We start from the raw sequence: 24,118 nt of genomic DNA, 5'->3' as shown, positions 1-24,118 counted from the left end.
GGCGGCACTCGGGCACGGACGCCGGGGCTGTCGAGGCGCCGGGGTCGAGCCATGCGCCGGGCACGGGTTCGACCCCTCGACAAGCTCGGGGACCGGGACAAGCTCGGGTATCGGGGTGTTACGGGCGGGTGCTCTCCCAGCCGAGGGCGGGCGCGACGTGCTTCGCGAACGACTCGACGATCCGCAGGTTGAATTCGACGCCCAGCTGGCTGGGGATGGTCAGCATGAGCGTGTCGGCGCTCGCGATCGCGGCATCCTCCTTCAGCTGCTCGACGAGGACGTCCGGCTCGGCCGCGTAGGTCTTGCCGAACGTCGAGCGCATCCCGTCGATGTAGCCGACGCCTTCTCCCTCCTGACGCCCGCCGAAGTACAGGTGGTCCTCGGCCGTCGTGAGGGGGAAGACCGACCGGCTCACCGAGACGCGCGGCTCTCCGGCGTGGCCGGCCTCGCGCCACGCCGTGCGGAAGGCGTCGATCTGCTCCGCCTGCAGGATATCGAACGGCAGTCCGCGGTCCTCGGTCAGGAGCGTGGACGACATGAGGTTGACGCCGGTGCGCCCCGCCCACTCGGCGGAGTCGCGGTTGCCGGCGCCCCACCACACGCGCGAGCGCAGGCCGGGGGAGTGCGGCTCGATGCGCTGCCTGCCCGACGCGCCGCCGCCGAACGGGCTCGAGGCGTCCCGCTCAGCGAGACCCTCGCCCTCGATCGCGCGGAGGAACCGCGCGAAGTGGTCGCGGGCGATGTCGGCGCCGCGCGGATCCTCCGAACCGGTGTAGCCGAACGCCTCGTAGCCGCGCACGACGGTCTCGGGTGAACCGCGGCTCACGCCGAGCGCGAGTCGCCCGCCGCCGATGAGGTCGACGGATGCCGCCTCCTCGGCCAGGTACAGCGGGTTCTCGTAGCGCATGTCGATGACGCCCGTGCCCATCTCGATGCGCTCGGTGCGCGCGGCGATCGCCGCGAGCAGCGGCATGGGCGAGGACTGCTGGCGGGCGAAGTGGTGGACGCGGAAGTAGACGCCGTTGGCGCCGAGCTCGTCCATGCCCTGCGCGAGGTCGATGGCCTGCAGCATCGAGTCCGCGGCGGTCAGCTGGTGCCCGCCGCCCAGCGGGCCGTAGTGCCCGAAGGAGAGTGTTCCGAATCGCTTCACGGTGACTGCAACCGTACGCCGACAGCATCCATTCCGGTGAATGGATCGGTGCAGGTAGGTCGGCGGGACGTCGTGGCGCAACCCCCATGCCGCGACGCCATCGCGGTGCCTACGATTGGCTCAGGCTCCCGATCCGAAGGGCGGTGCCGGCGTGCAAGTACGTGTCGCAGGAGTCGCGCTGGACGCGGCGGGTCAGCACGTGATCCTGCTCAAGCCCCTCGACGACCTCCCGGGGTCGGGATCGGTGCTGCCCATCTGGATCGGCCAGCAGGAGGCGACGTCCATCCTCATCGCGGTCGAGGGCGCCACGGTCCCGCGACCGCTCGCGCACGACCTCATGCGCAACATGCTCGAGGCGCTCGACGCGGTCGTCGATCGCGTCGAGGTCACCCGCATCGACGAGGGCACGTTCTACGCCGAGATCACGCTCACGACGCCCTTCGGAGCCCGGGTCATCGACGCCCGCCCGTCGGACGCCATCGCGCTCGCCTCGCGCGTCGGAGCGTCGATCTGGGTCGCGGAAGCCGTCATGACCGAGGCCGGCGTGCTCGACACCCTCATCGAGAACAGCTCCGAGGACGACGAGGCCGTCCCCGACGTGGCGGAGAGCCTCGACGAGTTCAAGCGCTTCATCGACGACATCGAGCCCGAGGACTTCCGCTGACTCGATCTCACTCGCGACGGCTCGAATCGGGGGTGCCGGTCCGCGTGCGCGAGGATGGTCTGATCGGAAGGAATCGCCCATGGCCGAACCGTCGACCGCCTCACACCGGTCCGCCGTCTCGTCGCGCGTGATGGCGGGCGCCTTCGCGCTGGATGTCGTCCTCGTCGTCGTGTTCGCGGTCATCGGTCGCGCGAGCCATGACGAGGACCTCACGGTGGCAGGTGCGGCGCAGACGGCGTGGCCGTTCCTCGTGGGCCTCGTCCTCGGCTGGCTGCTGACCCGAGCCTGGCGCGCTCCGCTCGCGATCCTCCCGACCGGCATCGGCGTGTGGCTGCTGACGGTGGCTGCGGGGATGCTGCTGCGCGGCGTGACGGGACAGGGTGTCGCCCTCGCCTTCGTCATCGTCGCGAGCATCGTGCTGCTGGTGTTCCTCGTGGGCTGGCGCGTGATCGCGGCTCTCATCCGCCGCGGCCGTTCGCGCTGATTCAGGCGATTCGGCCGGATCATGCCCTTTGAACGATCCATCAGCCTGAATCCGCTGCGATCGCCTGAATTCGTGACCGCGACCGGGTCGAGCCGCACACCGGCCAGGCTGTAGACGGCGGACGTGGCCGGTGCTTCGATCGAGGCATGTCGACTCGCCTCGTACTCATCGCAGACACGCACATCCCGCGTCGCGCCCAGCGGCTGCCCGACGCCGTACTGGCGGCGATCGATGACGCGGACCTCGTCATCCACGCCGGGGACTGGGTCGAGGCATCCGTCTTCGAGGAGCTCTCGAAGCGTGCCGACGTGCTCGGCGTGTTCGGGAACAACGACTCGCGCGACCTCCGTGAACGGCTCCCGGAGATCGCGCGCCGCGACGTGGAAGGCGTGCGCATCGCCGTGACGCATGAGACCGGCCCTGCCCGGGACCGCGAGGCGCGCATGGACGTCATCTTCCCCGGCGTCGACGTGCTCGTCTTCGGCCACAGCCACATCCCGTGGGATACGACCTCCCCGCGAGGGATGAGGCTGCTGAACCCGGGGTCGCCGACGGACCGGCGACGTCAGCCGCAGTGCACGTTCATGACGGCGGTCGCGGACGACGGAGCCATCCGCGACGTCGAACTCGTCCCGATCACCTGACGTCCTGCTCGACTGGCGCTCAGCCGCGTGGCCCCACCATCGCCGTGGGGTTGACGGCGGCCCGGCGGAGCACGTCATGATCGGCTCATGGCGATTCCTCCATTAGGTGTGCCCGGCGATCCCGACGGCGAGCCGGCCGGCGACTCGTACGGCGGTGTGCTCATCGCGTCGGGCGATGAGGCGCTCGCCGCCGTCCTCGAGGTGCTGCGCGGCATCCGCTTCTCCGGATGGGTCGCGCCCGCTCAGGGCGGCTGGCTGGTCGTGCTCGGCGACCCGGGCGCGGGAGTCGTCGCAAGCGATCGGAGGGGCATCATCGAGGTCGGCGAGCTGCTCGCAGGCAGGATGCCGGAGGCTTCCGCATTCGCCGTCCGGGTCCGGCGCGACCGCCAGCTGTCGATCGTGGCGTGGCAGGCCGGCGAGGAGCGCGGCCGGTATTGCAGCGATCCGTCGCAGGAGCCCGGCGCCGAGGACGACGTGCTCGGCGAACCCGTGGGCGCCTACAGCGCGGCGGACTTCGCTGAGCTCGCCGCTCGACCGGATGCCGCGGAGGAGCTCACCGAGATGCTCGAGGAGGAGCTCGACCCCGACAGCGTCTTCGAGTCCGAGCGGCTGCGCGGCATCCTGAGACTCCTCGGGATGCCGGACTGGCTGGTCGCGGCGGGAGCCCTGCCGCACGACATCCCGACCGGGCCGCGTGCGTCCGAGCTGACGCGCCTGCGCGCGGGTGCGACCAGCGGTCCCGGCATCCTGCGCAGCGCCTTCGTCCGCGGCCTCCGCCGCCGCCGGACGCCGGCCCCGACGATCGCGGACCCTCCCCGCAACGGGGGCATGGACGGCCTCGAGCCCTGGATGTTCTGACCCTCGCGCGCCGCGGGGCGGGCCGGCGAGTACGCGAACCGGCGCCAAGTCAAGGGGAAGCGCCCGTTCATCGGCCCGGCCTAGACTCACGGCACTGTGGCAGAGCGAATCGATGCCGGGACGGCAGCCTCGGAATTCCGCCCTGACGTCCAAGGCCTCCGCGCGATCGCGGTGGGCGCAGTCCTCCTGTATCACGCGGGCATCCCGTTCCTGCCCGGCGGGTACGTCGGCGTCGACGTGTTCTTCGTCATCTCGGGCTTCCTGATCACGACGCACCTGTTGCGGAGCCTGCAGACCGAGGGACGCATCCGCTTCGCGACGTTCTACGCGCGGCGCGCGCGCCGCATCCTGCCCGCGGCGTTCCTCGTACTCGCGCTCTCGATCGTGGCGGCGCTCATCTGGTACCCGCCGCTGCTCATGGGGGATGTCTGGGCCGGGGCCATCGCGACGGCGCTCTATGTGCCGAACTACTTCTTCGCGAGCGCCCAGACCGACTACCTCGCGGAGTCGAGCACGCCGTCGCTCTTCCAGCACTACTGGTCTCTCGGCGTCGAGGAGCAGTTCTACCTCGTCTGGCCTGCGCTGCTCGCACTCGCGTGGATCACCATGCGCTCGCGGCGCGCGCTGCTCGCGGGGCTGGTCGTGGTGGTCGCGGCATCCTTCACGGCCTGCGTGCTGGTGACCTTCCAGTCGCAGCCGTGGGCCTTCTTCTCGCTCGCGACCCGCGCGTGGGAGCTCGGGGTCGGCGGGCTCGTCGCCTTCGGCCTGGCCCACCGGCAGACCCTGGTCGGCCCCCGCATCGCGCCGCTTCTCGGGTGGCTCGGGATCACGGGGATCGCGGCATCCGTCCTGCTCTTCTCATCCGAGACGCCGTTCCCCGGCGCGTGGGCGGCGCTGCCGGTCCTCGGCACGGCGGCGGCGATCGTCGCGGGCGCGACCCACTCGCCGCGCGGACCGGGACGGATGCTGTCACTGTCCGGCATGGTCTTCATCGGCACGATCTCGTACTCGCTGTACCTCGTGCACTGGCCGGGGCTCGTCATCCCGGCCGCCTCGGTGCGCGGCCCGCTGCCGCTGTGGGCGACGCTGCTCATCGCGGTCCTGTGCGTGCCCGTCGCATGGCTCCTGTACCGCTTCGTCGAGGACCCGCTGCGTCGCGCGCCGTGGCTGCATCGCGCGCGGGCGCGGCGCACGCTCATCGGCGCCGCCGTCGGCTCGGCGGCATGCCTCGTCCTCGCGACCGGGGCGTACGCCGTCGCCGACACGCGGCCCCTCAGCGTCGCCGAGGAAGCCGCTCCCACGGCGATCGCCGACCCGCCGCCGGCGACCGGGTTCGTGCCGGAGAACCTGCGGCCCTCGCTGCGGAAGGCGCGTGAGAGCCTTCCCGAGATCTACGACGACGGCTGCAACCGGGGCAAGGACGCGTCGGATGCCGACGCCTGCCTCTACGGCGACCCCGACGCGCCGCGCATCGTGCTGTTCGGCGACTCGCACGCCGCCCACTGGTTCCCCGCCGTCGAGGGGTTCGCGTCGACCCACGGCTACGCGGTGGAGGTGCGGACGAAGAGCTCGTGTCCTGCTGCCGACATCGAGTCGACCCGCGAGGGCGCACCGTACCCCGCATGCGCCGAGTGGCGGCAGACCGTGATCGACGCCATCGAGGAACAGCATCCCGCCCTCGTCCTGATCGTGAACTACGCCGACTCCGCCCTCGCGCCCGGGGTCGAGGATGATGCGCCGACGTGGGATGACGCGCTCGGCCGCACTCTCGACGCCATCTCGGCGCCTGTCGCCGTCATCGCCGACACACCGGACATGCGGGAGGACCCCGCGCCGTGCCTGTCGGCGCACCTCGCCGATGCGGAGGCGTGCGCGCAGCCCCGGTCGATCGCCCTCGACGATCCCGCTCGCAAGGCGGAGCTCTGGGCGACCGCCGAACGCGGGGTTCCGCTGCTGAGCTTCAACGACTTCCTGTGCGACGCCGAGTCGTGCCCGCCCATCCTCGGCGACACGCTCGTCTATCGCGATTCGCACCACCTGACGGCCGCCTTCAGCGCCGAGCTCGCGGGCGTGCTGGGGGAGCGGCTGGAGCCGCTCCTGGAGGACTCCCGGTCGTCTGCGCGCTGACGCGGCATCGGGCGCCGGCGGTCGAAGGACTGTCGTCGGTCGAAGGACTGGCGGACGTCCGCGCATCCGCTCCTAGGCTGGAGGCGTGGCATCCGTTCTCAACATCTCCGCGTACCTCTTCACGCGGATCGACGACCCGGCCGCCCTGCGCGCCGTACTGCGGGAGCGCGCGGTCACGGCGCGGCTCAAAGGCACGATCCTCCTGGCTGAGGAGGGCATCAACCTCTTCCTCGCGGGGAACGCGGATGCCGTTCGCGGGTTCGTCGACGGGCTCCGCGAGGAGCCGCGCTTCGCGGCGCTCACGGCGAAGGAGAGCTGGTCGGCCGACCAGCCCTTCGCGCGCATGCTCGTCAAGGTCAAGCGCGAGATCATCCGCATGGACCACCCCACGATCCGCCCCGAGGCGGGCCGCGCGCCATCCGTCGACCCGGTGACGCTTCGCCGCTGGCTCGACCGGGGCCACGACGACGCCGGACGCGAGGTCGTCATGCTCGACACGCGCAACGCCTTCGAGGTCGATTACGGCACGTTCCAGGGCGCGCTCGACTGGCGCATCGAGCGGTTCACGCAGTTCCCGGATGCCGCGGCCACCCGCCGCGCCGAGCTCGAGGGCAAGACGGTCGTGAGCTTCTGCACGGGCGGCATCCGGTGCGAGAAGGCCGCGCTGTACCTCGACGAGCTCGGCGTGCCGGCGCTGCAGCTGGAGGGCGGAATCCTCGGGTGGTTCGAGCACGTCGGCGGCGCTCACTGGAATGGCGAGTGCTTCGTGTTCGACGAGCGCGAGGCCCTCACGCCGGAGCTGCTTCCCCGGTGACGGAAGACCGGATGCCGAAGCTCGACCTGAAGAGGGAGATCGCGGCGTACTCGGCTCGGCGCGGCGCCTTCGAGGTCGTCGAGGTGCCGCCCGTGCGGTGCCTCATGATCGACGGGCGCGGGGATCCGAACTCGTCGGCCGAATACCGTGATGCGCTCGAGGCGCTGTTCCCGGTCGCGTACAAGCTCAAGTTCCTGAGCAAGCGCGACCTCCGCCGCGACTATGTCGTGATGCCCCTCGAGGGGCTGTGGTGGGCGGACGACATGACGTCGTTCACGACGGCGCGCGACAAGTCCCGGTGGAGCTGGACTCTCCTCAACGTCGTGCCGGACTGGATCGAGGCGGAGCACGTCGAGCACGTTCGAGGCCTCGTCGACGCGTCGCCGGCGGTCGAGAAGCTGCGGTTCGAGGAGTTCGCGGAGGGACGCTGCGTGCAGACGCTGCATGTCGGCCCCTACGACGAGGAAGGCCCCGTGCTGGCCGAGCTGCACGAGCGGTTCATCCCCGCGCAGGGCCTCCGCATGACGGGCCGCCACCACGAGATCTACCTGAGCGACGCCCGCCGCACGGCCCCGGAGAAGCTCAAGACGATCCTCCGCCAGCCCGTCGCCGACGCCTGACCGCCGGACACGCGTGCGGCCCCTCGCCTCAGCGAGGCAGGATCGTCATCGGCAGCCCGTCCTCGAGCGTGAGGGTTCCCCGCATGAGCCAGCGCGGCCGGTAGCCCTCGCGGAGCCGCGGAGCGAACCGCCGCGCGAGGACCGCGAGCAGCAGGTGGCTCTCGAGCAGCGAGAAGTTGTTGCCGATGCAGATCCGCGGCCCCGCGGCGAACGGGTGGTACGCGTGGCCGTGCCGGGCGTGCTCCGCGTCGCGTGTCCAGCGGTCGGGGTCGAACCGCTCCGGGTCCGGCCAGAATCCGGGGTGCCGGTGGGTGTAGTACGGCGACAGCATGACGGTCGCGTTCGCCGGCACGTCGAACGGTCCGATGGCGTCGGCGTCGACAGCATCCCGTGCGTAGAAGGGAGCCGCGGGGTAGAGCCGCAGCACCTCCTTGACGACCTGCAGCGTGTAGGGCAGGGCGTGCAGCTGCTCGAGGGTGGGCGGTCCGTCGCCGAGCACCCCGTCCACCTCGTCGTGCAGCCGCGCGGCCACCTCGGGATGCTGCGCGAGCGCGTACCAGGCGAAGGTCAGGGTCCGCGCCGTCGTCTCGTGGCCGGCGAAGTAGATGGTGATCGACTCGTCGCGCAGCAGCGTCTCGCTCATGGCCTCGCCGGTCTCGGCATCCCGCGCCTGCATGAGGCGCGAGAGCAGGTCGTCGGGCCAGAGGGACTCGTCGATCGCGCGGCGCTCCGCGATGACGTCGGCGATCGTCCCGTGCACGAGGTCGCGTGCGTGCCGGTAGCCCGTGTTGCGCGGAGTCGGCACCCACAGCGGGAACCGGATGCCGACCATCTGCGCGTCGGCGAACCCCAGCATCGTGCTGACAGCATCGCGCAGCTCGTCGATCGTCTCCGTCGCCTGCGTGCTGAACATCGCCCGCAGGATGATGGATGCCGTCACGAGCGTCATCTCGTGCGACATGTCGATCTCGGTACCCGCGCGCGAGAGCTCGTTCCAGCGGTCGGCGAACGCGACGGCGTCCCGCATGATGACGTCCGCGTACGCCTGGATGCCGCGAGGCGTGAAGAACGGCGCCATCAGCTTGCGCTGCTGCTTCCACAGGTCTCCTGTGCTGCCGACGAGCCCCTCCCCGATGAGGTAGCGGCGCACCACGTCGTAGCTCTTGCCCTTGTCGTAGTGCTGCCGGCCCGAGACGGTGACGTGCTCGACAGCATCCGGATGCATCGCGAAGAACAGGGTGCGGGGCCCCAGATGCACCTCGAACACGTCGCCGTGTTCGCGCCACAGCTCGCCCGCGAAGTCGAGGAAGCCGCCCCGGCGCACACCGCGGGTGAAGGCGACCGGGCCGACAGCGGGAGCCTGCATGACGACTCCCTCCGCTCGCGCGTCAGCGTAGTCCCGGCACGGGCGCGGGGGTAGCACTCCTATGCTGAGCCCATGACAACGCTCGTGCTCACCGTCGTCGGCGACGACCGCGCCGGACTCGTCGCCGCGGTCGCAGAGGTCATCGACTCGCACGGCGGCAACTGGGAGAACAGCCAGCTCGCCGAGCTCGCCGGCGCCTTCGCGGGCATCGTCGAGGTCTCCGTCGCCGCGGAGCGCGCGGACGCTCTGCGCGCCGCGCTGTCTGACATTCCGGGGCTCGTGACCGTCGCGGTCACGGGGCACGGGCAGCAGGCGGCGGACGCCGCGTCCGCCCGCCGCTTCAGCTTCGAGGTGCTCGGCAACGACCATCCCGGCATCGTCCGGGAGCTGTCGTCGACCCTGAGCGCGAGCGGCGTCAGCATCGAGCGCATGACGAGCGAGACGCGGGATGCCGCGATGGCAGGCGGCCGGCTGTTCGAGGCGACGATCTCGGCGAGCGTCCCGGCATCGGTCGACATCGACCGCCTCGTCGCCGAGCTCGAGCGCCTCGCGCACGAGCTGCAGGTCGACGTCACGCGCCTCGACTGAGGCGGGCTACCAGCCGCTGCGCGTGGGGGTGTGGCCCTGGCGGGCGTCGTCGGGCATCGCCATCTCGGCGCGGACGCCGAGCAGCCGGATCGGCCGGTCCGGCTCGATCTTGGCGACGAGGCCCATGATCTCGGCGGTGACGGTCTCGCGATCGAAGGTCGTCGCGACCTTGCGCGTGAACGTCTTCGTGAAGAACGGCGCGTAGCGGACCTTGAGCCCGACCCCGACCACGGGGCGCCCCTCCGCGACGACGTCGCCCAGCACCTGCGCGATGAGCTCGCGCGCGGCCGCCTCGATGTCGGCGGGGTCGCTGAGATCCTGCTGGTAGGTCGTCTCGCGGCTGTGACCGCGCGCGACCCACGGCGTCGCGTCGACGACCGATGAGCCGTCGCCGCGGCCCAGCTGCCGGTACCACGGGCCCATGCGCGGCCCGAACTCCGCCGCGAGCGGCTCGACGTCGGCTGTCGCGAGCTCGGTGACGGTCTGGATGCCGAGCCCCGCGAGTCGCTTGGAGATCTTGGCGCCGACGCCCCACAGCGCGGTCGTCGGCCGGTCGCCCATGACCGCGAGCCAGTTGTCGGCCGTGAGGCGGAACGTGCCTCGCGGCTTGCCGAAGTCCGTCGCGTTCTTCGCGCGGACGAGCGTGTCGCCGATCCCGACGCTGCAGTGCAGCCGCGTGCGCTCGAGGACGGCCTGCTGCACGTGCCGCGCGTACGCCTCGGGATCCTCGGTCGTCACGCCGACGAACGCCTCGTCCCATCCGAGCACCTGCACGACGGCGCCCGGCTGCTCGCGCAGCGTCGCCATGACCGCCTCCGAGGCCGCTGTGTACGCGGGCGCGTCGACGGGGAGGATGACAGCATCCGGAGCCTTCCTCGCCGCGATGCGCAGCGGCATCCCGGACCCGACCCCGAACCGGCGCGCCTCGTACGACGCTGTGGACACGACGGCGCGCTCGGTAGGGTCGCCGCGTCCGCCGACGATGACGGGCTTGCCGGCGAGTTCGGGGCGCCGCAGCACCTCGACCGCCGCGATGAACTGGTCGAGGTCGACGTGCAGCACCCAGGGCGTGCTCATCTGCCCAGTGTGCCGGGTGCCGCCGACGTCTCGCGAGAACGCGCCTGTGTCTCTATCGCACGGCGTGTTGAGGACATAAGGGCGTTCTCGCGAGAGGGCGGCGAGCGCCGCGCGTCAGTCGTCCGCGACGAGCGCGGCGACGGGGCCGGACAGGATGCCGCGCACACGCTCGACGTGGGGTCGCGGCGTGCCGCCCGGGCGCCGGACGAGGTACAGGGTGTTGATGGGCGGGTCGTCGGTGGGGAGCAGGTCGACGAGCGCGCCGCGATCCAGGGCGTCGCGGCACAGGTGACTCGGCAGGACCGTGACACCGGCTCCCGCTGCCGCCGCGTCCCGGAGGGCCCGGAGGTCGGGGAGGGTCATGGCGGGTTCGCGCTCGAGCCGCGCGCCGAAGACGTGCCGCCAGTAGCGACGCAGGATCGGGACGTCGTGCGCGTAGGCGAGCAGCGGCACGTCCCGCAGCGCGGCGGGCCCGTCGTCCGTGAGCCGGGCTGCCGCGAGCCCGGCCCGCTCCGCGAGCGCCGGGGCGGCCACGAGCAGGAAGGTCTCGTCGACGAGGGGCGTTGCGACGACAGCGCGTCCCCGCGGCCGCTCGGAGGCGACGACGAGGTCGAGGGAGCCGGCTCGCAGGAGGTCGAGGAGGCTCGCCGTCAGGCCTGGGACGAGCTGGACGCGCACGCCGTCGGCGACGAGGGGAGCCAGGAGCGGTGCGACGACCTCGCCGAGCAGCTCTGCCGCTCCGCCGAGGCGGACGGGAGGCTGCTGGGACTCGGCGTCGGGACTTGCGCCCGTGAGCGCGGCCGCCAGCGCGTCGAACGGGCCGGCGAGCCGCGCCGCGAGCTCGTCGGCGCGCGCCGTGGGCAGGACCCCGCGCGCCGTCCGCTGGAAGAGTCGCTCGCCGACGATGCGCTCGAGGCTCTGAAGCCGGCCCGACACAGCGGGCTGCGTGAGGCCCATGGCGTGGGCGGCGCCGGAGAGGCTGCCGGCGGCGTGCACCGCGAGGAACGCCCGCCAGAGGTCCAGATCGGCCAGGACATCAGGATTCTTATGGCTCACATAGCGAAGCTATCGGAACGGTTGTGGGACAGCATCCGTTCTCCTTCTCTGCCGGGGTGCTCGCGCCGGTGTCGCCCGATCCGAGGAGAACCCATGTCCACCGTCCTTTTCGTCGTGACCGCCGCCCGGCAGCTGACGCTGGCCGACGGCACCGCCCACCCCACCGGGTATTGGGCCGAGGAGCTGCTGACGCCCTTCGAGCTGCTCACGGCCGCGGGCCACGACGTCGTGTTCGCGACGCCCGGCGGTCTCGAGCCCGTCGCTGACGAGGGCTCGCTGACGGGCGACGGGGAGCGCGCGGCGCTCGCCGCGATCCCGGGTCTGTCGGCGCCGCTGCGGCTCGAGGACGTGGAGCTGTCGAAGTTCGACTCCGTGTTCTATCCGGGCGGACACGGCCCGATGGCAGACCTCGCGGCCGACGCGGTGTCGGGCGCCCTCATCACCCGCGCACTCGACGACGGGGTGCTCCTCGCGCTCGTCTGCCATGGTCTCGCGGCACTCCTCGCCGCGACCCGCGCCGACGGATCGCTCGCCGCGTCGGGCCGCACCGTCACGGCGTTCACGGATGCCGAGGAGCTGCAGGGCGGGCTCGGCGAGAACACGCCGTGGCTCCTGGAGTCGGCGCTCCGCGCGGGCGGCGTGACGGTCGAGGCGGCCGAGCCGTGGGCCGACGTCGTCGTCGAGGACGGCGCACTCATCAGCGGCCAGAACCCGCAGTCCTCGGCATCCGTCGCCCGGGCGCTCGTGTCGCGCCTCGGCGTCGTTCCGGCGTAGTTCGCCCGGCTGGCCTCGCGAGAGCAGGGCGGCCGTCGGCGGTGAGGCGTAGCGTGAGCCCGGATACGATCCGCCGGAGGTCCGCCATGACGCAGCCCGTCGTCGCCACCATGTCCATCTCGCTCGACGGGATCGGCGCGGGGCGCAACCAGACCGAAGAGCGCCCGTTCGGCGACATGCCGGACGTCCTGCACCGCTGGATGTTCGAGACGCCCGACGAGAATCGCGCCGAGATCGACGCGATCGTGTCGGCCGGCGCCTACATCATGGGCCGCAACATGTTCGGGCCCATCCGCGGCGAGTGGGACCGCGATTGGCGGGGCTGGTGGGGCCAGAACCCGCCCTACCACGCGCCCGTCTTCGTCTTGACGCACCACCCGCGGGAGTCGATCGAGATGGAGGGCGGCACGACGTTCCACTTCGTCACCGACGGGATCGAGGCGGCGCTCGACCGCGCACGGGATGCGGCGGGGGATCGGACGGTCCACGTCGCAGGCGGTGTCAGCACGATCAACCAGTACCTCGCCGCGGGGCTCCTGGACGAGCTCATGCTGCAGATCTCGCCCGTGCTCATCGGCGACGGGCTGCGGCTCTTCGAGGACGTCGGCGGGTACGAGCTCGACCTCGTCTCGACGCGGGGCGCGTCCCTCGCGACGCACGTCCGCTACCGCGTGCGGCGCTGACCGCGCCGGCGGGGTTCAACCCCGCGCGCGGCGGGCGTACCCTGTGCGGCATGGCTGATCCGAACGTTCCGTACCACCCGCCGGGCGAGGATGCCGCGTCCGGCGACATCTCCGAGATCATGCTCGAGTACCAGAAGGCGGTCGCGCACCAGGCGCGTGAAGACCTCGAGCTGCACGCCGCGGAAACCGACATCGGGTCGCAGATCGCGCATCCCGGGACGATCGCTCACCTTCCGCCCCACCTCACGAGCGGGCACGGTCTGAGCACCGCCGACGACGACTGAGAACAGCGGATGCCGCGACCCGGCCGGGCCGCAGCATCCGCTGTCGTCGGTTCCGGCGCGAGAACGCTCCTATGTCTCCAACCCACGGCGTGTTGAGGACACAGGCGCGTTCCGGCGCGCTCACGCCGTCGCGTCGGCCCGCTTGGGGAGGATCCAGCCCGCGCGCGGGAAGTGGCACGTGTACCCGTTCGGGTACGTGATCAGGTAGTCCTGGTGCTCGGGCTCGGCCTCCCAGAACGGGCCCTCGGGCTCGATCGTCGTGACCGCCTTGCCGGGCCACAGACCCGACGCGTCGACGTCGGCGATCGTGTCTCGGGCGACCTGCTCCTGCTCGGGCGAGAGCGGGAAGATCGCCGAGCGGTAGCTCGTGCCGATGTCGTTGCCCTGGCGGTTGAGGGTCGACGGGTCGTGGATCTGGAAGAAGAAGGCCAGGATGTCGCGATACGACGTCTTCGCGGGGTCGAAGACGATCTCCACGGCCTCGGCGTGGCCGGGGTGCTTGCGATAGGTCGCGTGAGCGTTCTCGCCGCCCGTGTAGCCGACGCGTGTGTCGAGCACGCCGGGCTGGCGGCGGATGAGGTCCTCCATGCCCCAGAAACAGCCGCCGGCGAGGACGGCCGTCTCGGTTCCAGGGGTGCGGGTGATCTCGCCGGTGTCGAAAGGTCCGCTGGTCATGATGCGTTCTCCGTCTCGGTTGCTGAGCTCGACGTCTCGGTTGCTGAGCTGGTCGATGTGTCGGTGGGGAAGAGGTCTCGGTAGGCCTCGTAGCCCTCGTCCTCGAGCGACGAGGCGGGCACGAAGCGCAGCGCGGCCGAATTCATGCAGTATCTCAGGCCGCCGGCATCCCGGGGGCCGTCGTGGAACACGTGGCCGAGGTGGCTGTCGGCGCCCGAGGAGCGCACCTCGGTGCGTGCCATCCCCAACCGGTGGTTGAGCCTGTCGAAACCCCAGTCGGTCTTGGTGCGCACGGCGGCGGACTCGATGGGCCGCGTGAAGCTCGGCCAGCCCGTCCCGCTGTCGTACTTGTCGATCGACGAGAAGAGCGGCTGTCCCGAGACGACATCCACGTAGATGCCGGGCTCGTGGTTGTTCCAGTACGCGTTGCGGAACGCCGGCTCGGTGCCGTCCTCCTGCGTGACGCGGTACTGGGCGTCGGTGAGGCGGCTCAGCGCCTCGGGGGTCCTGCGGTAGTCGTGTGACACGGATTCCTCCCTTGGTGGCGTCGCTGGCTGCGGCGACATGAGATGAGAACGTGCGACCGGGCGGGATTGGTCCCGCGAGGCTGTGAGCGCGCTGTGAGTTGTGGGCGGACCGGGCTGGATGCCGCGATCCATAGCCGGGGCATAGCTGTTCGATCGGCGGTTCCGAGCCCGGAGAGGTGACATCGGATCCGACGAGAGGACCACGCCATGTTCGACAGCACCGCCCCGCACCGACGCACCCCCGCCCCCGCGCGCAGCCGGCGGGGATGGCTCTTCGCCTCGACTGCCGCGACGCTCGCCTGCGCGGGAGCCCTGGCCTTCGGCATCCCGACCGCGGCGAACGCCGCTCCGGCTCCGTCCGCGTTCTCCTCGGCCGAGCGCGCGGCGAGCTGGGGCTCATACCCGTACAGCGCGCAGGGCAGGTCGGTCTCGATCGATGCCAGTGCGGCGACCGCCGATGAGTCCACGGGCGTCGTCCTCATCGACACGGTCCTCGGCTACGAGGGGGCCCAAGCCGCCGGCACCGGCATGGTGCTCACGAGCGGCGGGCTCGTCCTCACGAACAACCACGTCGTGGAGGGCTCGACAGCGATCCAGGTGACGATCGCCTCGACCGGCGAGACCTACACGGCGACCGTCGTCGGCACGGACGCGGAGGACGACGTCGCCCTGCTGCAGCTCGACGGCGCGTCAGGGCTCGCGACGGTGACGATCGACCAGGATGCCGAGACCATCGGTCAGGCCGTGACCGCTGTCGGCAACGCCCTGGGGCGAGGCGAGCTGCTCGCCGCGGACGGCCGCATCACCGACCTCGAGACGACGGTCACGACGGCGTCTGAGGGGACCGCGTCCGGCGAGACGCTGAACGGCATGATCGAGGTCGCCGCCGACGTGGTCTCGGGCGACTCCGGCGGTGCGCTCCTCGACGCGGAAGGCGAGGTCATCGGCATGACGACCGCCGCATCCTCCGGCACCGCCGCGATCACAGGGTGGGCCATCCCGATCGAGGACGCGCTCGCCATCGCGCAGCAGATCGTCGACGGGGACGAGACCGATGGGGTGACCGTCGGCTACCCCGCGTTCCTGGGCGTCGGGCTCGCGTCCGAGACGCAGGCGTACGGCCGGTACGGCCTCCGCGGCGGCGGCTCGACAGGTGGGGCGCTCATCGCGGGCGTCTACTCGGGCACCCCGGCCGCTGAGGCGGGTCTGACCGGCGGCGACACGATCACGGCGATCGACGGCGCGGCGGTGACGGATGCCGCGTCCCTCAGCGATCTGATCGCCGGCCACGAGCCCGGTGACTCCGTCACGATCACGTGGATCGACGCGTCCGGCGCGACGCACGCCGCGGACGTGACGCTCGCAGCGGGTCCGGCCGCCTGACGCTCCCGGCGGCGCCGGCCGCCTGACATCCCCTTGTGGATCCCGCGGCTTAACGATATATCGGTATATATCGTTGACGCGCGAGCGCCCGGTCATCAGGGAGGTCATCATGAGCGGTTCGTACAGCGGCGGAGGGTTCGGCGGAGGGTTCCCGGGCCGCGGTCCGGGTGGCCCCGGCGGACCCGGTTCGGGCCTCTGGGACATCATGGATCAGCTCCGCGAGGCGTTCGGCCAGAAGATCGGCCCGCCGGCGACGCGGATGGGCAAGGGCGACGTGCGCGCCGCCGTGCTCGCGCTGCTCCTCGAGCAGCCCATGCACGGCTACCAGATCATCCAGCAGATCGAGGAGCGCAGCGGCGGCAGCTGGAAGCCCAGCGCGGGCTCCATCTATCCGACCCTGCAGCTCCTGGCCGACGAAGGACTCATCAAGGCCGAGGAATCGGGCGGGCGCAAGACCTACTCGCTCACCGACGACGGCCGGCTCGAAGCCGAGGCGGCGAGCGAGAAGTCCGCCCCGTGGGAGTCGTCCGGGATGCGGGATGCCGCGCACGCCGCGGCGGCCCTCCCGAAGGCCGGCATGGAACTCGCGCAGGTCGCGGCACAGGTGGCGCGCACGGGCTCTCCCGACCAGGTCAAGCAGGCCGTCGACGTCCTCGACGAGGCGCGCCGTAAGCTCTACTCCATCCTCGCTCAGGACTGAGCGGGGGAGCAGTCGAGGTCTGAGCGGGCCGAGCCCGCCCAGGCCCGAGCCTGCCGGAAGCTGAGCCCGCCGAAGCCCGACCGGTGCCCCGGCACGTCGGCGTCAAGGAGAATCGATGGCCGACGTCGGGAACACCCGCGCCCGCTACCGTCGCATCCTGCGATTCGCGGGCTTCTACATCATCCAGGTGTGGTGGTTCGAGCTCGTCCTGCCCAGGTTCGGGCTCGCGCGCTACTCGGCGCGAGGGCGTGCGGCCCGGCTGACGCACATCGCGCAGCGCTTCCACGGGCTCGCGGTCGACCTCGGCGGCCTCATGATCAAGGTCGGCCAGTTCCTCTCGTCGCGGCTCGACGTCCTGCCGCCCGAGATCACGAAGGAGCTCGAGGGACTGCAGGACGAAGTGCCCGCCGTGCCGTTCCCCGCGATCCGCCGGCTCGCCGAAGCCGAGCTCGGCATGCCGCTCGAGCACGCCTACGCGTCGTTCGACGAAGTGCCGGTGGCCGCGGCATCCCTCGGTCAGGCGCATCGGGCACGGCTCGCGCCCGTCACCGCTGCCGACACCGGGCTCGACTTCGTCGTCGTCAAGGTGCAGCGGCCGGGCATCGAGGCGATCGTCGACGTCGACCTCGCGGCGCTCCGGCGGGTCGCGGGATGGCTCAACCGCGTGCGCGTCGTGTCGGATCACGTGGACCTTCCCGAGCTCGTCGAGGAGTTCGCCGCCACGAGCTTCGAGGAGATCGACTACCTCCACGAGGCGGCCAGTGCCGAGCGATTCGCCGAGAGCTTCGCGGGCGACCCGCGCGTCGGCGTGCCCCGGGTCGCGTGGGAGCGCACGACGCGTCGCGTCCTCACCCTCGAGGACGTCACCGCCATCAAGATCAACGATGTCGACGCGCTGCGGGCGGCTGGGATCGATCCGTCGGCCGTCGCGAGCGAGTTCGCCGCGGTCATGTTCGACCAGCTCTTCGGGCACGGCTTCTTCCACGCAGACCCGCACCCCGGCAACATCTTCGTCACGCCCGCGAAGGAGGGGCCGGATGCCGCATCCCGGCCGTGGACCCTGACCTTCGTCGACTTCGGCATGATGGGCGAAGTCCCCGACACTCTGCGCAGCGGCCTGCGCGACGTGCTGCTCGCGGTCGCCGCGCGCGACGGGAAGCGCCTGGTGGACAGCATCCGGGGTGTCGGCATCCTGCTCCCGTCCGCCGACACGGCGGAGCTCGAGCGGGCCATGACCCAGCTCTTCGCGCGCTTCGGCGGGATGGGCTTCGCCGAGCTGCGGGATGTCGATCCGAAGGAGTTCCGCGACTTCGGGCGCGAATTCGGCGACGTCGTGCGGTCGCTGCCGTTCCAGCTGCCGGAGAACTTCCTGCTCATCGTCCGGGCGATGTCGCTGACGTCAGGCATGTGCAGCGGCCTGGACCCGGCCTTCAATGTCTGGGACGCCGTCGAGCCCTACGCGGCGCAGCTCCTCCGCGACGAGCGGGGCAATGTCGCGCAGGCGTTCCTGCAGGAGGCGCTGTCGATCGCGGGGGTCTCGGCGCGCCTGCCGAAGCGGCTCGACAGCCTCGCGACGCGCGTCGAGGACGGCAAGGTCGTCGTCGAGACTCCGCGCCTCGAGAAGCGCCTCGCCCGCCTCGAGCGGATGGGCCGGCGCATCCTGTCGGCCGTCCTGTTCGCAGGCCTCTTCATCGGCGGCATCATCCTCCGGTCCGAGGACGCCGTGTGGGGCACCGTCCTGCTGGCGGTCTCGGTCGTCCCACTCGTGCCCGCCCTGTTCGCGGGGTTCTGGTCCCGCGGGCGGTGACGGCTCGTCCACCCCGGTCGTCGAGCGAGCCGAAGGCGAGACGAAACGGGCCGAGCCGATGCGGCCTCGCCTGGCGCGTCTGCCTCAGAGTCCGTCGAGATCGCCCGGACGACCGGCCGGATGCTGTGCGCCCGGTCATCCGCGCAATGTCGGCGTCCTCCGCCCGGCAGGCCTACGCCGCCTCGCGCTCGGCAGCGCCCGTCCGCCCGTCCTCGAAGCGCGCCTTGGCCCCGTCGTGATTCCGCCCGACGGGCACGAGCTCCGTCGCCTTCGGCAGTCCCATCGCCTTCGTCGAGACGAAGACGCTCTCGGCGCGCTCGACGAGGTAGGTCTCGTGCCACACGCCGACCGCGCCCGGAGCCTTGCGCGCGGCCTTGTTGAACGCCGCCCACGCGGGCCGGTGCTGCTGTGCGGGGTTCGAGGCATAGGCGTACAGCTTCTCGATCGACGACCAGTACTGCACGACGTATGGGCCGCCGGCGCCGAAGAGCAGCTCGAACCCGAGGAGCCCCGAATCGGGGTCGGCGCTGAGCTCTTTGAGCATGCCCGGCATCGCGAAGAAGGCGGGACCCCACAGATCCGGCCGCCACCAGCGGTTGATCTGCATCCCGATGTGGAAGACGACGAGCTCGCCGTCGTGACGGTGCGTCATGCGCCCCGGGATCACCTTCGTCATCGCACACTCCTTACTCGATAGTTTCACTATCTATATTGGATAGCACTACTATCGGTGTCAAGAGGTGACGCATGAGGATCTCGGAACTGTCCGCCGAATCGGGTGTGCCCGTCGCGACGATCAAGTACTACCTGCGCGAGGATCTGCTGCCCGAGGGAGCCCGCACGTCCGCCACGCAGGCGACCTACGGCGAGCCGCACATCGAGCGGCTGCGGGTCATCCGCGCGCTCATCGAGGCCGGAGTCAGCGTCGCCGAGACCCGCAGGGTGCTCGCCGCGCTGGACGATCCGCCGACGAGCCCGCACGACCTGCTCGGGGCAGCGCATGCCGCCGTGCTCCCGGCCACCGGCGAGGCCCTCGACACGGCGGCGGCCGAGGCGCTCGCCGTCCGCCTGGGCTGGCAGCCCGGCATGTGCGACGACCAGATCCTCGCCGGTGTCGCCCGTGCGCTACAGGGCGTTCAGCGTGCGGGGTTCGAGATTCCGGATGCTGTCATGTCGGCCTATCTCGAATCCGTGCGGACCCTCGCCCGCGCCGAGATCGCCAACGTCCCGACCGACTCGCCCGAGGCCGCCGTCCGCTACGTCGTGCTCGGCTCCGTGCTCATCGAGCCGCTGCTGCTTGCCTTGCGTCGCGTCGCGGAGCAGGTCGCGTCGGCCGAGCGCTTCGGGGACCCGGCGGCCGCCGATCCTGAGCCGTAGGGTGGGCGACATGTCGCTCGGCTCGATCCTCAGGAGCGCTCTCGGCGCTGCGCTTCTCGTCAACGCCGTGCCGCACGGGGTGAGCGGTGTGCAGGGAAAGCCGTTCCCGTCGCCGTTCGCCGATCCGCCGGGGGTCGGGATGTCGCCTCCTGTCGTGAACGTCGCGTGGAGCGCCGCCAACGCCGTGGCCGGCGCGCTGCTCGTCCGCCGAGGCATCCGCTCCCGCGGGGAGTGGATCGGCGCGGGTGCGGCAGCGGTCGCGATGGCGTTCGTGCTCGCCTTCCACTTCGGCGACGTCCTTCGCGGAGGCCGCGGACTGCGGGGTCTCCAACGGCGGCGGCGCTAGACCGCCGGCTTCGCACCGGGGACATGACTGGCGGAAAGCGGGACAACGCCGGCACGGGGGCCGAACGGTCGCCGAGTCGGTGAACCACCCCGGTCGCCGAGAGCCTGTCGAGGCGTCGAAGGGCGCGTCAGGCTTCCGCGGCCATGACCCGCGCGAGCTCGTCACGCGAGGAGATGCCGAGCTTCGTGTAGACCTTCCGCAAGTGATACTCGACGGTCTTGGGGCTCAGGAACAGCGCGGCGGCGGCCTCGCGGGTCGTCCGACCCTCCGCCAGGAGCACGCTCACCTGCAGCTCCTGCGGAGTCAGGTCGGCGAGCGGGTTCGTCCCGGCCCGGCGCACGTGCTCGCCCGTCGCGGCGAGCTCGTCGGCCGCGTGTTCGCGCCACCGCTCGGCACCGAGATCGGAGAAGGCCTCGAAAGCACCGCGCAACGGCTCGCGCGCATCCACCCGGCGCCCTGCACGGCGCAGCCGCGAGCCGTACGCGAGCCGGGTGCGCGCCGTCTCGAAGCGATCGAGCGTCTGCTCGTGCCAGCCGAGCGCTGACTCGAACAAGGCGTCGAAGTCGCCCTCGTCGGCGGCCAGCCCCGACGCCCGATCGGCGCGGGCGAGCGCCCAGGGCTGCCCCTTGTCGACGGCGCGATCGCGGTAGTCGCGCGCGACCCCTGCGGCCTCGACACGGCGGCCCAGCCGCAGGAGGGCGTCGGTCAGCTCCGGTCCGGGCCTGAGATCCACGTCGTCCAGCCCGAGACGTTCCAGGAGCGCTCCGAGCGCGAGCAGCCGCTCGGCGGCCGCCTCGGCACGTCCGAGCGAGAGCTCGAGGTCGCCGAGCGCGAGCGCCACCCACACCTCGCCGACGTGGATGTCGCGCGCCGCGCAGAGCGCGGCGGCCTCGGCCCCGTGCGCCCGGGAGGCGTCCGCTCGACCGGCTCTGGACTCGAGCCAGGCGAGTCCGGCGAGAGACATCGCGAGCTCCGTGGCCTGACCCGTCTCGGTCGCGAGATGGATCGCCTCGGTGTAGTCCGCCTCGGCGCGCGCCCAGGATGCCCCCGTCGTGGATTCGTCTCGCGCGACGTGGAAGAGCACGGCGGGCAGTGCTCCGACCCCCGCGGCGCCGCGCACCTCGTCCACGACCGCGCGCAGGCGCGCCCCACTGGTCGCGTCCCGGAGGAAGAGCGGTGCGAGCAGGAGCCACGAGAGCCGGCGCGGGTCGTGCGAGAGATCCGGGTCGGATTCGAGCAGCGGCACCGCCGCGCGGATGTCGTCGGCGCCGCCCCGACCTGCGAGAGTCCTCGCCATCCCGCTCGCCATGAGCGCCAACGCGCGGGCGCGCGGCTCGTTGACGTGTTCGCGAAGCCCATCCAGCCGATCCGCGAGGGACGAAGCCGTCCGGGCGTCACCGAGGTAGTAGGTCGCGTGGACGGCGTCGGCGAGCGCGATCGCTGTCGTATCCGCGCTGTCGACCCGCGACGCGGCCGCGATCAGCAGGTCGAGCGCCTCGCGCAGCGATCCCGTGCGGGCCGCGATCGACGCCCGCAGCTCGATCGCCCGCACCGCGGGGCCGGGCTCTGCGCCCGCGTGTTCCCGCCACTGGTCGAGGAGCGCGATCGCGCGACCTCCGTCGCCGCCCGCCCACGCCGCGTCGGCGGCGCGGAGCAGGCGTGCCGCTCGGGCGTCGGCATCCGGAGTAACCCGTGCCGCGCGTTCGAACGCACCGGAGGCCACCGAGTACGCCGCCCGCCCGACGGCGCGCTCGCCGACCTGGGTGAGCAGCTCCGCGGTCCCGGCATCCGGATGCCAGATGGCCTCGGACAGATGCCATGCCCGCCGATCCAGGTCCGAAGGGGCGGCCGCGATCGCGGCGGCCCGATGCGCCGCACGGCGGTCGTGCACCGATGCGCCCGAGTAGACCGCTGCGCGCAGGAGCGGATGCCGGAACTCGACACGGCCGTCCCGGACGGTCACGAGCGACAGGTCCTCCGCTGCCTCCAGCTGCGCGACATCGAACCCCAGTGAAGAGCACGCGTCGGCGATGAGCCGGAGGTCGACGCCGCAGACCGCCGCGACGAGCAGAACCGCGCGGCACGCGTCGTCCACCTGGGCGAGTCGCCGGCCGAACGCGTCGGACACCGCCCGCGAGACCCGCAGCGGCATGCCCGTCTCGAGACTGTCGAGCAGCTCGCGCTCGGCGTTTCCGAGCTCGAGGACCGCGAGCGGGTTGCCCGCGGTGGCGCGATGCAGGGCCTGCACGTGCTCCTCCGTGTCGTCACGGCCTCGCGCGGCGGCGACCAGCAGACGAGTCGCGTCGACATCCAGGCCGCCGAGGGCCAGGGCCGGCAGCCCCGCCACGACCGCATCGCCGTCGGGCGTGCGCACGCCGAGCAGCGCGACCACCGGATCGGCCGCGAGCCGGCGCGCGGCGAAGACGAGGGCGCTCGCAGAGGGTGCGTCAGCCAGCTGGAGGTCGTCGACGATGACGGCGATCGGGCCATCCTCGGCGTAGCGGCAGAGGAGGCTCAGCAGCGCGGCGCCGACAGCGAATCGGTCGCGGCCGTCGAGTGCCGACGATCCCGGGACGCCCGCCGAGGCCCCGGGCAGGGCGAGCGCCGACGCGAGGGCGGCGGCCTGGATCGCCGGGATGCCGTCGAGGACGTCGAGTGCGGGCCGGACGAGCTGCAACAGCATCCCGAACGGGATCTCGCGCTCCGACTCGACGCCCGTCGCCCGGAGCACGCGCATGCCGCCCAACCGCCCGAGGGCGTCGTCGATGAGCGCCGTCTTGCCCACGCCCGCCTCGCCGACGATCGCGAGCACGCCGCTCGTGCCCAGGCGCGCCGAGGCGACGAGCCGCTCGATCGCCCGCTGCTCGGCCCGCCGACCCACCAGCATGCCCCGAGCCTATGACCGAGCGGACGACTAGGGGGGTCCCCGGACGCGACGCTCGCGCAGCGCTCCCTACCGTCGAGTCATCCAGCACGGCATGACCGAACGAAGGAGCCACCGATGTCCCTCACGACAGAACCGCGCGTCGACGAGCAGCCGGCCGCGATCGACACAGACAAGCTGATGGGCTTCGTCTTCCGCGCCGTCGACGAGGTGGGAGCCACGCTCAACGCCGCCCTCGTCGTGATGGGCGACAAGCTCGGCTACTACCGCGACCTCGCGGCGCACGGGCCCACGACCCCGACGCAGCTCGCCGAGCGGACCGAGACGGCCGAGCCGTACGCCCGCGAGTGGCTCAACGCCCAGGCGGCGGGCGGCTACGTCACGTACGACCCGGCGACCAAGCGCTACACGCTGCCGCCCGAGCACGCCCTCGCGATGACGGATGCCGACAGCCCGGCGTTCCTGCCCGGCTTCTTCCAGATCGCCCTGGGCACCGTCCACGACACGCAGCACATCGTCGAGGCGGCCCGCAGCGGAGCCGGCTACGGCTGGCACGAGCACGACGCCGACGTGCACGTCGGGTGCGAGCGCTTCTTCCGCCCGAGCTATCACGCGAATCTCGTCGGCTCGTGGATCCCCGCGCTCGACGGCGTGCAGGAGAAGCTCGAGCGCGGCGCCCTCGTCGCCGACGTCGGCTGCGGATACGGGGCCTCCACGATCCTCCTGGCGCAGGCGTTCCCGAACTCCCGCTTCATCGGCTCGGACTACCACCCGGCGTCGATCGAGACGGCACGGGCCCGCGCCGCGGACGCAGGAGTCGCGGATCGCGTGACGTTCGAGGTCGCGTCCGCGCAGGAGTTCACCGGCAGCGGGTATGACCTCGTGGCGATGTTCGACTGCCTGCACGACATGGGCGACCCCGTCGGGGCGGCGCGCCGCGTGCGCGAGGTCATCGCCGACGACGGCACGTGGATGATCGTCGAGCCCATGGCGGGCGACCGCGTCGAAGACAACCTCAACCCCGTCGGGCGCGCGTACTACGGCTTCTCGACGCTCCTGTGCACGCCGTCGTCGCTCTCGCAGGACATCGGCCTCGCCCTCGGCACGCAGGCCGGGCCGGCGCGCATCCGCGACGTCACGGCCGCCGGGGGATTCACCCGGTTCCGCAGCGTCGCCGAGACGCCGTTCAACCGCGTGCTCGAGGCGCGCCCCTGACGGTCGCGGGACGGG

25 protein-coding genes are annotated in these 24,118 nt (G+C 71.8%); 17 read left to right on the top strand and 8 right to left on the bottom strand.

All coding sequences use genetic code 11. The features are described from left to right. Window positions 1–118: 118 nt before the first annotated feature. Window positions 119–1,150, bottom strand: a complete 1,032-nt coding sequence (locus tag ABZ477_RS05105; protein ID WP_360128856.1) for an LLM class flavin-dependent oxidoreductase — start codon at window positions 1,148–1,150, stop codon at window positions 119–121. Window positions 1,151–1,301: 151 nt separating this feature from the next. On the opposite strand from ABZ477_RS05105, the gene ABZ477_RS05100 reads away from it, so the two are divergent. From ABZ477_RS05100 to ABZ477_RS05070, 7 genes are all read left to right on the top strand, one after another. Continuing rightward, complete coding sequence (locus tag ABZ477_RS05100) at window positions 1,302–1,814, top strand: bifunctional nuclease family protein (RefSeq protein ID WP_360128853.1); 513 nt, start codon at window positions 1,302–1,304, stop codon at window positions 1,812–1,814. A gap of 79 nt (window positions 1,815–1,893) precedes the next feature. Then, a complete protein-coding gene (locus ABZ477_RS05095) occupies window positions 1,894–2,298 on the top strand; it encodes a DUF3054 domain-containing protein (RefSeq protein WP_360128850.1) in 405 nt (134 codons plus the stop codon). A gap of 146 nt (window positions 2,299–2,444) precedes the next feature. After that, entirely contained in the window at window positions 2,445–2,942 is a 498-nt protein-coding gene (locus ABZ477_RS05090; RefSeq protein WP_360128847.1) for a metallophosphoesterase, read from the top strand. A gap of 87 nt (window positions 2,943–3,029) precedes the next feature. Further along, entirely contained in the window at window positions 3,030–3,800 is a 771-nt protein-coding gene (locus ABZ477_RS05085; protein ID WP_360128844.1) for a hypothetical protein, read from the top strand. Window positions 3,801–3,896: 96 nt separating this feature from the next. Beyond that, window positions 3,897–5,927, top strand: coding sequence for an acyltransferase family protein (locus tag ABZ477_RS05080; RefSeq protein WP_360128841.1), 2,031 nt, complete (start codon window positions 3,897–3,899; stop codon window positions 5,925–5,927). Window positions 5,928–6,012: 85 nt separating this feature from the next. Next, window positions 6,013–6,741, top strand: coding sequence for a sulfurtransferase (locus tag ABZ477_RS05075; protein ID WP_360128838.1), 729 nt, complete (start codon window positions 6,013–6,015; stop codon window positions 6,739–6,741). Window positions 6,742–6,752: 11 nt separating this feature from the next. After that, on the top strand, window positions 6,753–7,361 hold the full coding sequence (locus tag ABZ477_RS05070) for a GyrI-like domain-containing protein (protein WP_360128835.1): 609 nt from the start codon (window positions 6,753–6,755) through the stop codon (window positions 7,359–7,361). Window positions 7,362–7,389: 28 nt separating this feature from the next. On the opposite strand, the gene ABZ477_RS05065 is transcribed toward ABZ477_RS05070, so the two are convergent. Beyond that, window positions 7,390–8,727 (bottom strand): cytochrome P450, encoded by a 1,338-nt coding sequence (locus tag ABZ477_RS05065; RefSeq protein ID WP_360128832.1) that lies wholly within the window; start codon window positions 8,725–8,727, stop codon window positions 7,390–7,392. 72 nt (window positions 8,728–8,799) lie between these two features. Here ABZ477_RS05065 and ABZ477_RS05060 point away from each other — a divergent pair, with 72 nt between their 5' ends. Next, on the top strand, window positions 8,800–9,315 hold the full coding sequence (locus tag ABZ477_RS05060) for an ACT domain-containing protein (protein WP_360128829.1): 516 nt from the start codon (window positions 8,800–8,802) through the stop codon (window positions 9,313–9,315). A 6-nt stretch (window positions 9,316–9,321) separates the two neighbouring features. Here the strand turns inward: ABZ477_RS05060 and ABZ477_RS05055 are convergent, their stop codons facing one another. Next, window positions 9,322–10,392: a DNA polymerase IV gene (locus ABZ477_RS05055; RefSeq protein WP_360128826.1), complete on the bottom strand. Its 1,071-nt coding sequence runs from the start codon at window positions 10,390–10,392 to the stop codon at window positions 9,322–9,324. A gap of 114 nt (window positions 10,393–10,506) precedes the next feature. Beyond that, window positions 10,507–11,448 (bottom strand): LysR family transcriptional regulator, encoded by a 942-nt coding sequence (locus tag ABZ477_RS05050; RefSeq protein WP_360128823.1) that lies wholly within the window; start codon window positions 11,446–11,448, stop codon window positions 10,507–10,509. A 93-nt stretch (window positions 11,449–11,541) separates the two neighbouring features. On the opposite strand from ABZ477_RS05050, the gene ABZ477_RS05045 reads away from it, so the two are divergent. From ABZ477_RS05045 to ABZ477_RS05035, 3 genes are all read left to right on the top strand, one after another. Continuing rightward, window positions 11,542–12,222: a type 1 glutamine amidotransferase domain-containing protein gene (locus tag ABZ477_RS05045; protein WP_360128820.1), complete on the top strand. Its 681-nt coding sequence runs from the start codon at window positions 11,542–11,544 to the stop codon at window positions 12,220–12,222. 86 nt (window positions 12,223–12,308) lie between these two features. After that, window positions 12,309–12,905 (top strand): dihydrofolate reductase family protein, encoded by a 597-nt coding sequence (locus ABZ477_RS05040; RefSeq protein WP_360128817.1) that lies wholly within the window; start codon window positions 12,309–12,311, stop codon window positions 12,903–12,905. Window positions 12,906–12,955: 50 nt separating this feature from the next. Then, window positions 12,956–13,189 carry a hypothetical protein gene (locus ABZ477_RS05035; RefSeq protein WP_360128814.1) on the top strand — a complete coding sequence of 78 codons (234 nt, stop codon included), beginning with the start codon at window positions 12,956–12,958 and terminating at the stop codon, window positions 13,187–13,189. Window positions 13,190–13,309: 120 nt separating this feature from the next. Here ABZ477_RS05035 and msrA read toward each other — a convergent pair whose 3' ends face one another. Together msrA and msrB are read right to left on the bottom strand one after the other, a co-directional pair. Then, complete coding sequence (msrA, locus tag ABZ477_RS05030) at window positions 13,310–13,864, bottom strand: peptide-methionine (S)-S-oxide reductase MsrA (protein WP_360128811.1); 555 nt, start codon at window positions 13,862–13,864, stop codon at window positions 13,310–13,312. After that, the gene (gene msrB / locus ABZ477_RS05025) at window positions 13,861–14,391 is read right to left on the bottom strand and encodes a peptide-methionine (R)-S-oxide reductase MsrB (RefSeq protein ID WP_360128807.1); all 531 of its coding nucleotides are present in this window, start codon (window positions 14,389–14,391) and stop codon (window positions 13,861–13,863) included. The genes msrA and msrB overlap by 4 nt, the downstream gene beginning before the upstream one ends. A 207-nt stretch (window positions 14,392–14,598) precedes the next feature. On the opposite strand from msrB, the gene ABZ477_RS05020 reads away from it, so the two are divergent. From ABZ477_RS05020 to ABZ477_RS05010, 3 genes are all read left to right on the top strand, one after another. Next, window positions 14,599–15,774 carry a trypsin-like peptidase domain-containing protein gene (locus tag ABZ477_RS05020; RefSeq protein WP_360128804.1) on the top strand — a complete coding sequence of 392 codons (1,176 nt, stop codon included), beginning with the start codon at window positions 14,599–14,601 and terminating at the stop codon, window positions 15,772–15,774. A 109-nt stretch (window positions 15,775–15,883) separates the two neighbouring features. Continuing rightward, entirely contained in the window at window positions 15,884–16,474 is a 591-nt protein-coding gene (locus ABZ477_RS05015) for a PadR family transcriptional regulator (protein ID WP_360128801.1), read from the top strand. Window positions 16,475–16,589: 115 nt separating this feature from the next. Further along, window positions 16,590–18,281, top strand: a complete 1,692-nt coding sequence (locus ABZ477_RS05010) for an AarF/UbiB family protein (protein WP_360128798.1) — start codon at window positions 16,590–16,592, stop codon at window positions 18,279–18,281. 172 nt (window positions 18,282–18,453) lie between these two features. Here ABZ477_RS05010 and ABZ477_RS05005 read toward each other — a convergent pair whose 3' ends face one another. After that, window positions 18,454–18,957: a DUF4188 domain-containing protein gene (locus ABZ477_RS05005; protein ID WP_360128795.1), complete on the bottom strand. Its 504-nt coding sequence runs from the start codon at window positions 18,955–18,957 to the stop codon at window positions 18,454–18,456. A gap of 71 nt (window positions 18,958–19,028) precedes the next feature. Between ABZ477_RS05005 and ABZ477_RS05000 the strand changes: the two genes are divergently transcribed. Both ABZ477_RS05000 and ABZ477_RS04995 read left to right on the top strand, forming a co-directional pair. Further along, a complete protein-coding gene (locus ABZ477_RS05000; RefSeq protein ID WP_360128792.1) occupies window positions 19,029–19,658 on the top strand; it encodes a MerR family transcriptional regulator in 630 nt (209 codons plus the stop codon). A gap of 10 nt (window positions 19,659–19,668) precedes the next feature. After that, window positions 19,669–20,004, top strand: a complete 336-nt coding sequence (locus ABZ477_RS04995; RefSeq protein WP_360128789.1) for a hypothetical protein — start codon at window positions 19,669–19,671, stop codon at window positions 20,002–20,004. A 127-nt stretch (window positions 20,005–20,131) separates the two neighbouring features. Here the strand turns inward: ABZ477_RS04995 and ABZ477_RS04990 are convergent, their stop codons facing one another. Beyond that, complete coding sequence (locus ABZ477_RS04990; RefSeq protein WP_360128786.1) at window positions 20,132–22,891, bottom strand: AAA family ATPase; 2,760 nt, start codon at window positions 22,889–22,891, stop codon at window positions 20,132–20,134. Window positions 22,892–23,005: 114 nt separating this feature from the next. On the opposite strand from ABZ477_RS04990, the gene ABZ477_RS04985 reads away from it, so the two are divergent. After that, the gene (locus ABZ477_RS04985; protein WP_360128783.1) at window positions 23,006–24,103 is read left to right on the top strand and encodes a class I SAM-dependent methyltransferase; all 1,098 of its coding nucleotides are present in this window, start codon (window positions 23,006–23,008) and stop codon (window positions 24,101–24,103) included. Window positions 24,104–24,118 lie beyond the last annotated feature (15 nt).

It is taken from the genome of Microbacterium sp. NPDC019599 (genome assembly GCF_040632175.1).
In the GTDB taxonomy this organism is placed as follows: Bacteria; Actinomycetota; Actinomycetes; order Actinomycetales; family Microbacteriaceae; genus Microbacterium.
Note: the sequence above shows the minus strand (reverse complement) of the source record. Positions and strands in the feature narration are given on the sequence as shown.

Bases quoted from the DNA above. Each gene is read 5' to 3' on its own strand.
- ABZ477_RS05045 (WP_360128820.1), top strand. From the start codon at position 11,542: ATGTCCACCGTCCTTTTCGTCGTGACCGCCGCCCGGCAGCTGACGCTG.
- ABZ477_RS05000 (WP_360128792.1), top strand. From the start codon at position 19,029: ATGAGGATCTCGGAACTGTCCGCCGAATCGGGTGTGCCCGTCGCGACG.
- ABZ477_RS05095 (WP_360128850.1), top strand. From the start codon at position 1,894: ATGGCCGAACCGTCGACCGCCTCACACCGGTCCGCCGTCTCGTCGCGC.
- ABZ477_RS05060 (WP_360128829.1), top strand. From the start codon at position 8,800: ATGACAACGCTCGTGCTCACCGTCGTCGGCGACGACCGCGCCGGACTC.
- ABZ477_RS04995 (WP_360128789.1), top strand. From the start codon at position 19,669: ATGTCGCTCGGCTCGATCCTCAGGAGCGCTCTCGGCGCTGCGCTTCTC.
- ABZ477_RS05010 (WP_360128798.1), top strand. From the start codon at position 16,590: ATGGCCGACGTCGGGAACACCCGCGCCCGCTACCGTCGCATCCTGCGA.
- msrA (WP_360128811.1), bottom strand. From the start codon at position 13,864: ATGACCAGCGGACCTTTCGACACCGGCGAGATCACCCGCACCCCTGGA.
- ABZ477_RS05070 (WP_360128835.1), top strand. From the start codon at position 6,753: ATGCCGAAGCTCGACCTGAAGAGGGAGATCGCGGCGTACTCGGCTCGG.
- ABZ477_RS05020 (WP_360128804.1), top strand. From the start codon at position 14,599: ATGTTCGACAGCACCGCCCCGCACCGACGCACCCCCGCCCCCGCGCGC.
- ABZ477_RS04985 (WP_360128783.1), top strand. From the start codon at position 23,006: ATGTCCCTCACGACAGAACCGCGCGTCGACGAGCAGCCGGCCGCGATC.
- ABZ477_RS05085 (WP_360128844.1), top strand. From the start codon at position 3,030: ATGGCGATTCCTCCATTAGGTGTGCCCGGCGATCCCGACGGCGAGCCG.
- ABZ477_RS05015 (WP_360128801.1), top strand. From the start codon at position 15,884: ATGAGCGGTTCGTACAGCGGCGGAGGGTTCGGCGGAGGGTTCCCGGGC.
- ABZ477_RS05055 (WP_360128826.1), bottom strand. From the start codon at position 10,392: ATGAGCACGCCCTGGGTGCTGCACGTCGACCTCGACCAGTTCATCGCG.
- ABZ477_RS05090 (WP_360128847.1), top strand. From the start codon at position 2,445: ATGTCGACTCGCCTCGTACTCATCGCAGACACGCACATCCCGCGTCGC.
- ABZ477_RS05065 (WP_360128832.1), bottom strand. From the start codon at position 8,727: ATGCAGGCTCCCGCTGTCGGCCCGGTCGCCTTCACCCGCGGTGTGCGC.
- ABZ477_RS04990 (WP_360128786.1), bottom strand. From the start codon at position 22,891: ATGCTGGTGGGTCGGCGGGCCGAGCAGCGGGCGATCGAGCGGCTCGTC.
- ABZ477_RS05005 (WP_360128795.1), bottom strand. From the start codon at position 18,957: ATGACGAAGGTGATCCCGGGGCGCATGACGCACCGTCACGACGGCGAG.
- ABZ477_RS05035 (WP_360128814.1), top strand. From the start codon at position 12,956: ATGGCTGATCCGAACGTTCCGTACCACCCGCCGGGCGAGGATGCCGCG.
- ABZ477_RS05040 (WP_360128817.1), top strand. From the start codon at position 12,309: ATGACGCAGCCCGTCGTCGCCACCATGTCCATCTCGCTCGACGGGATC.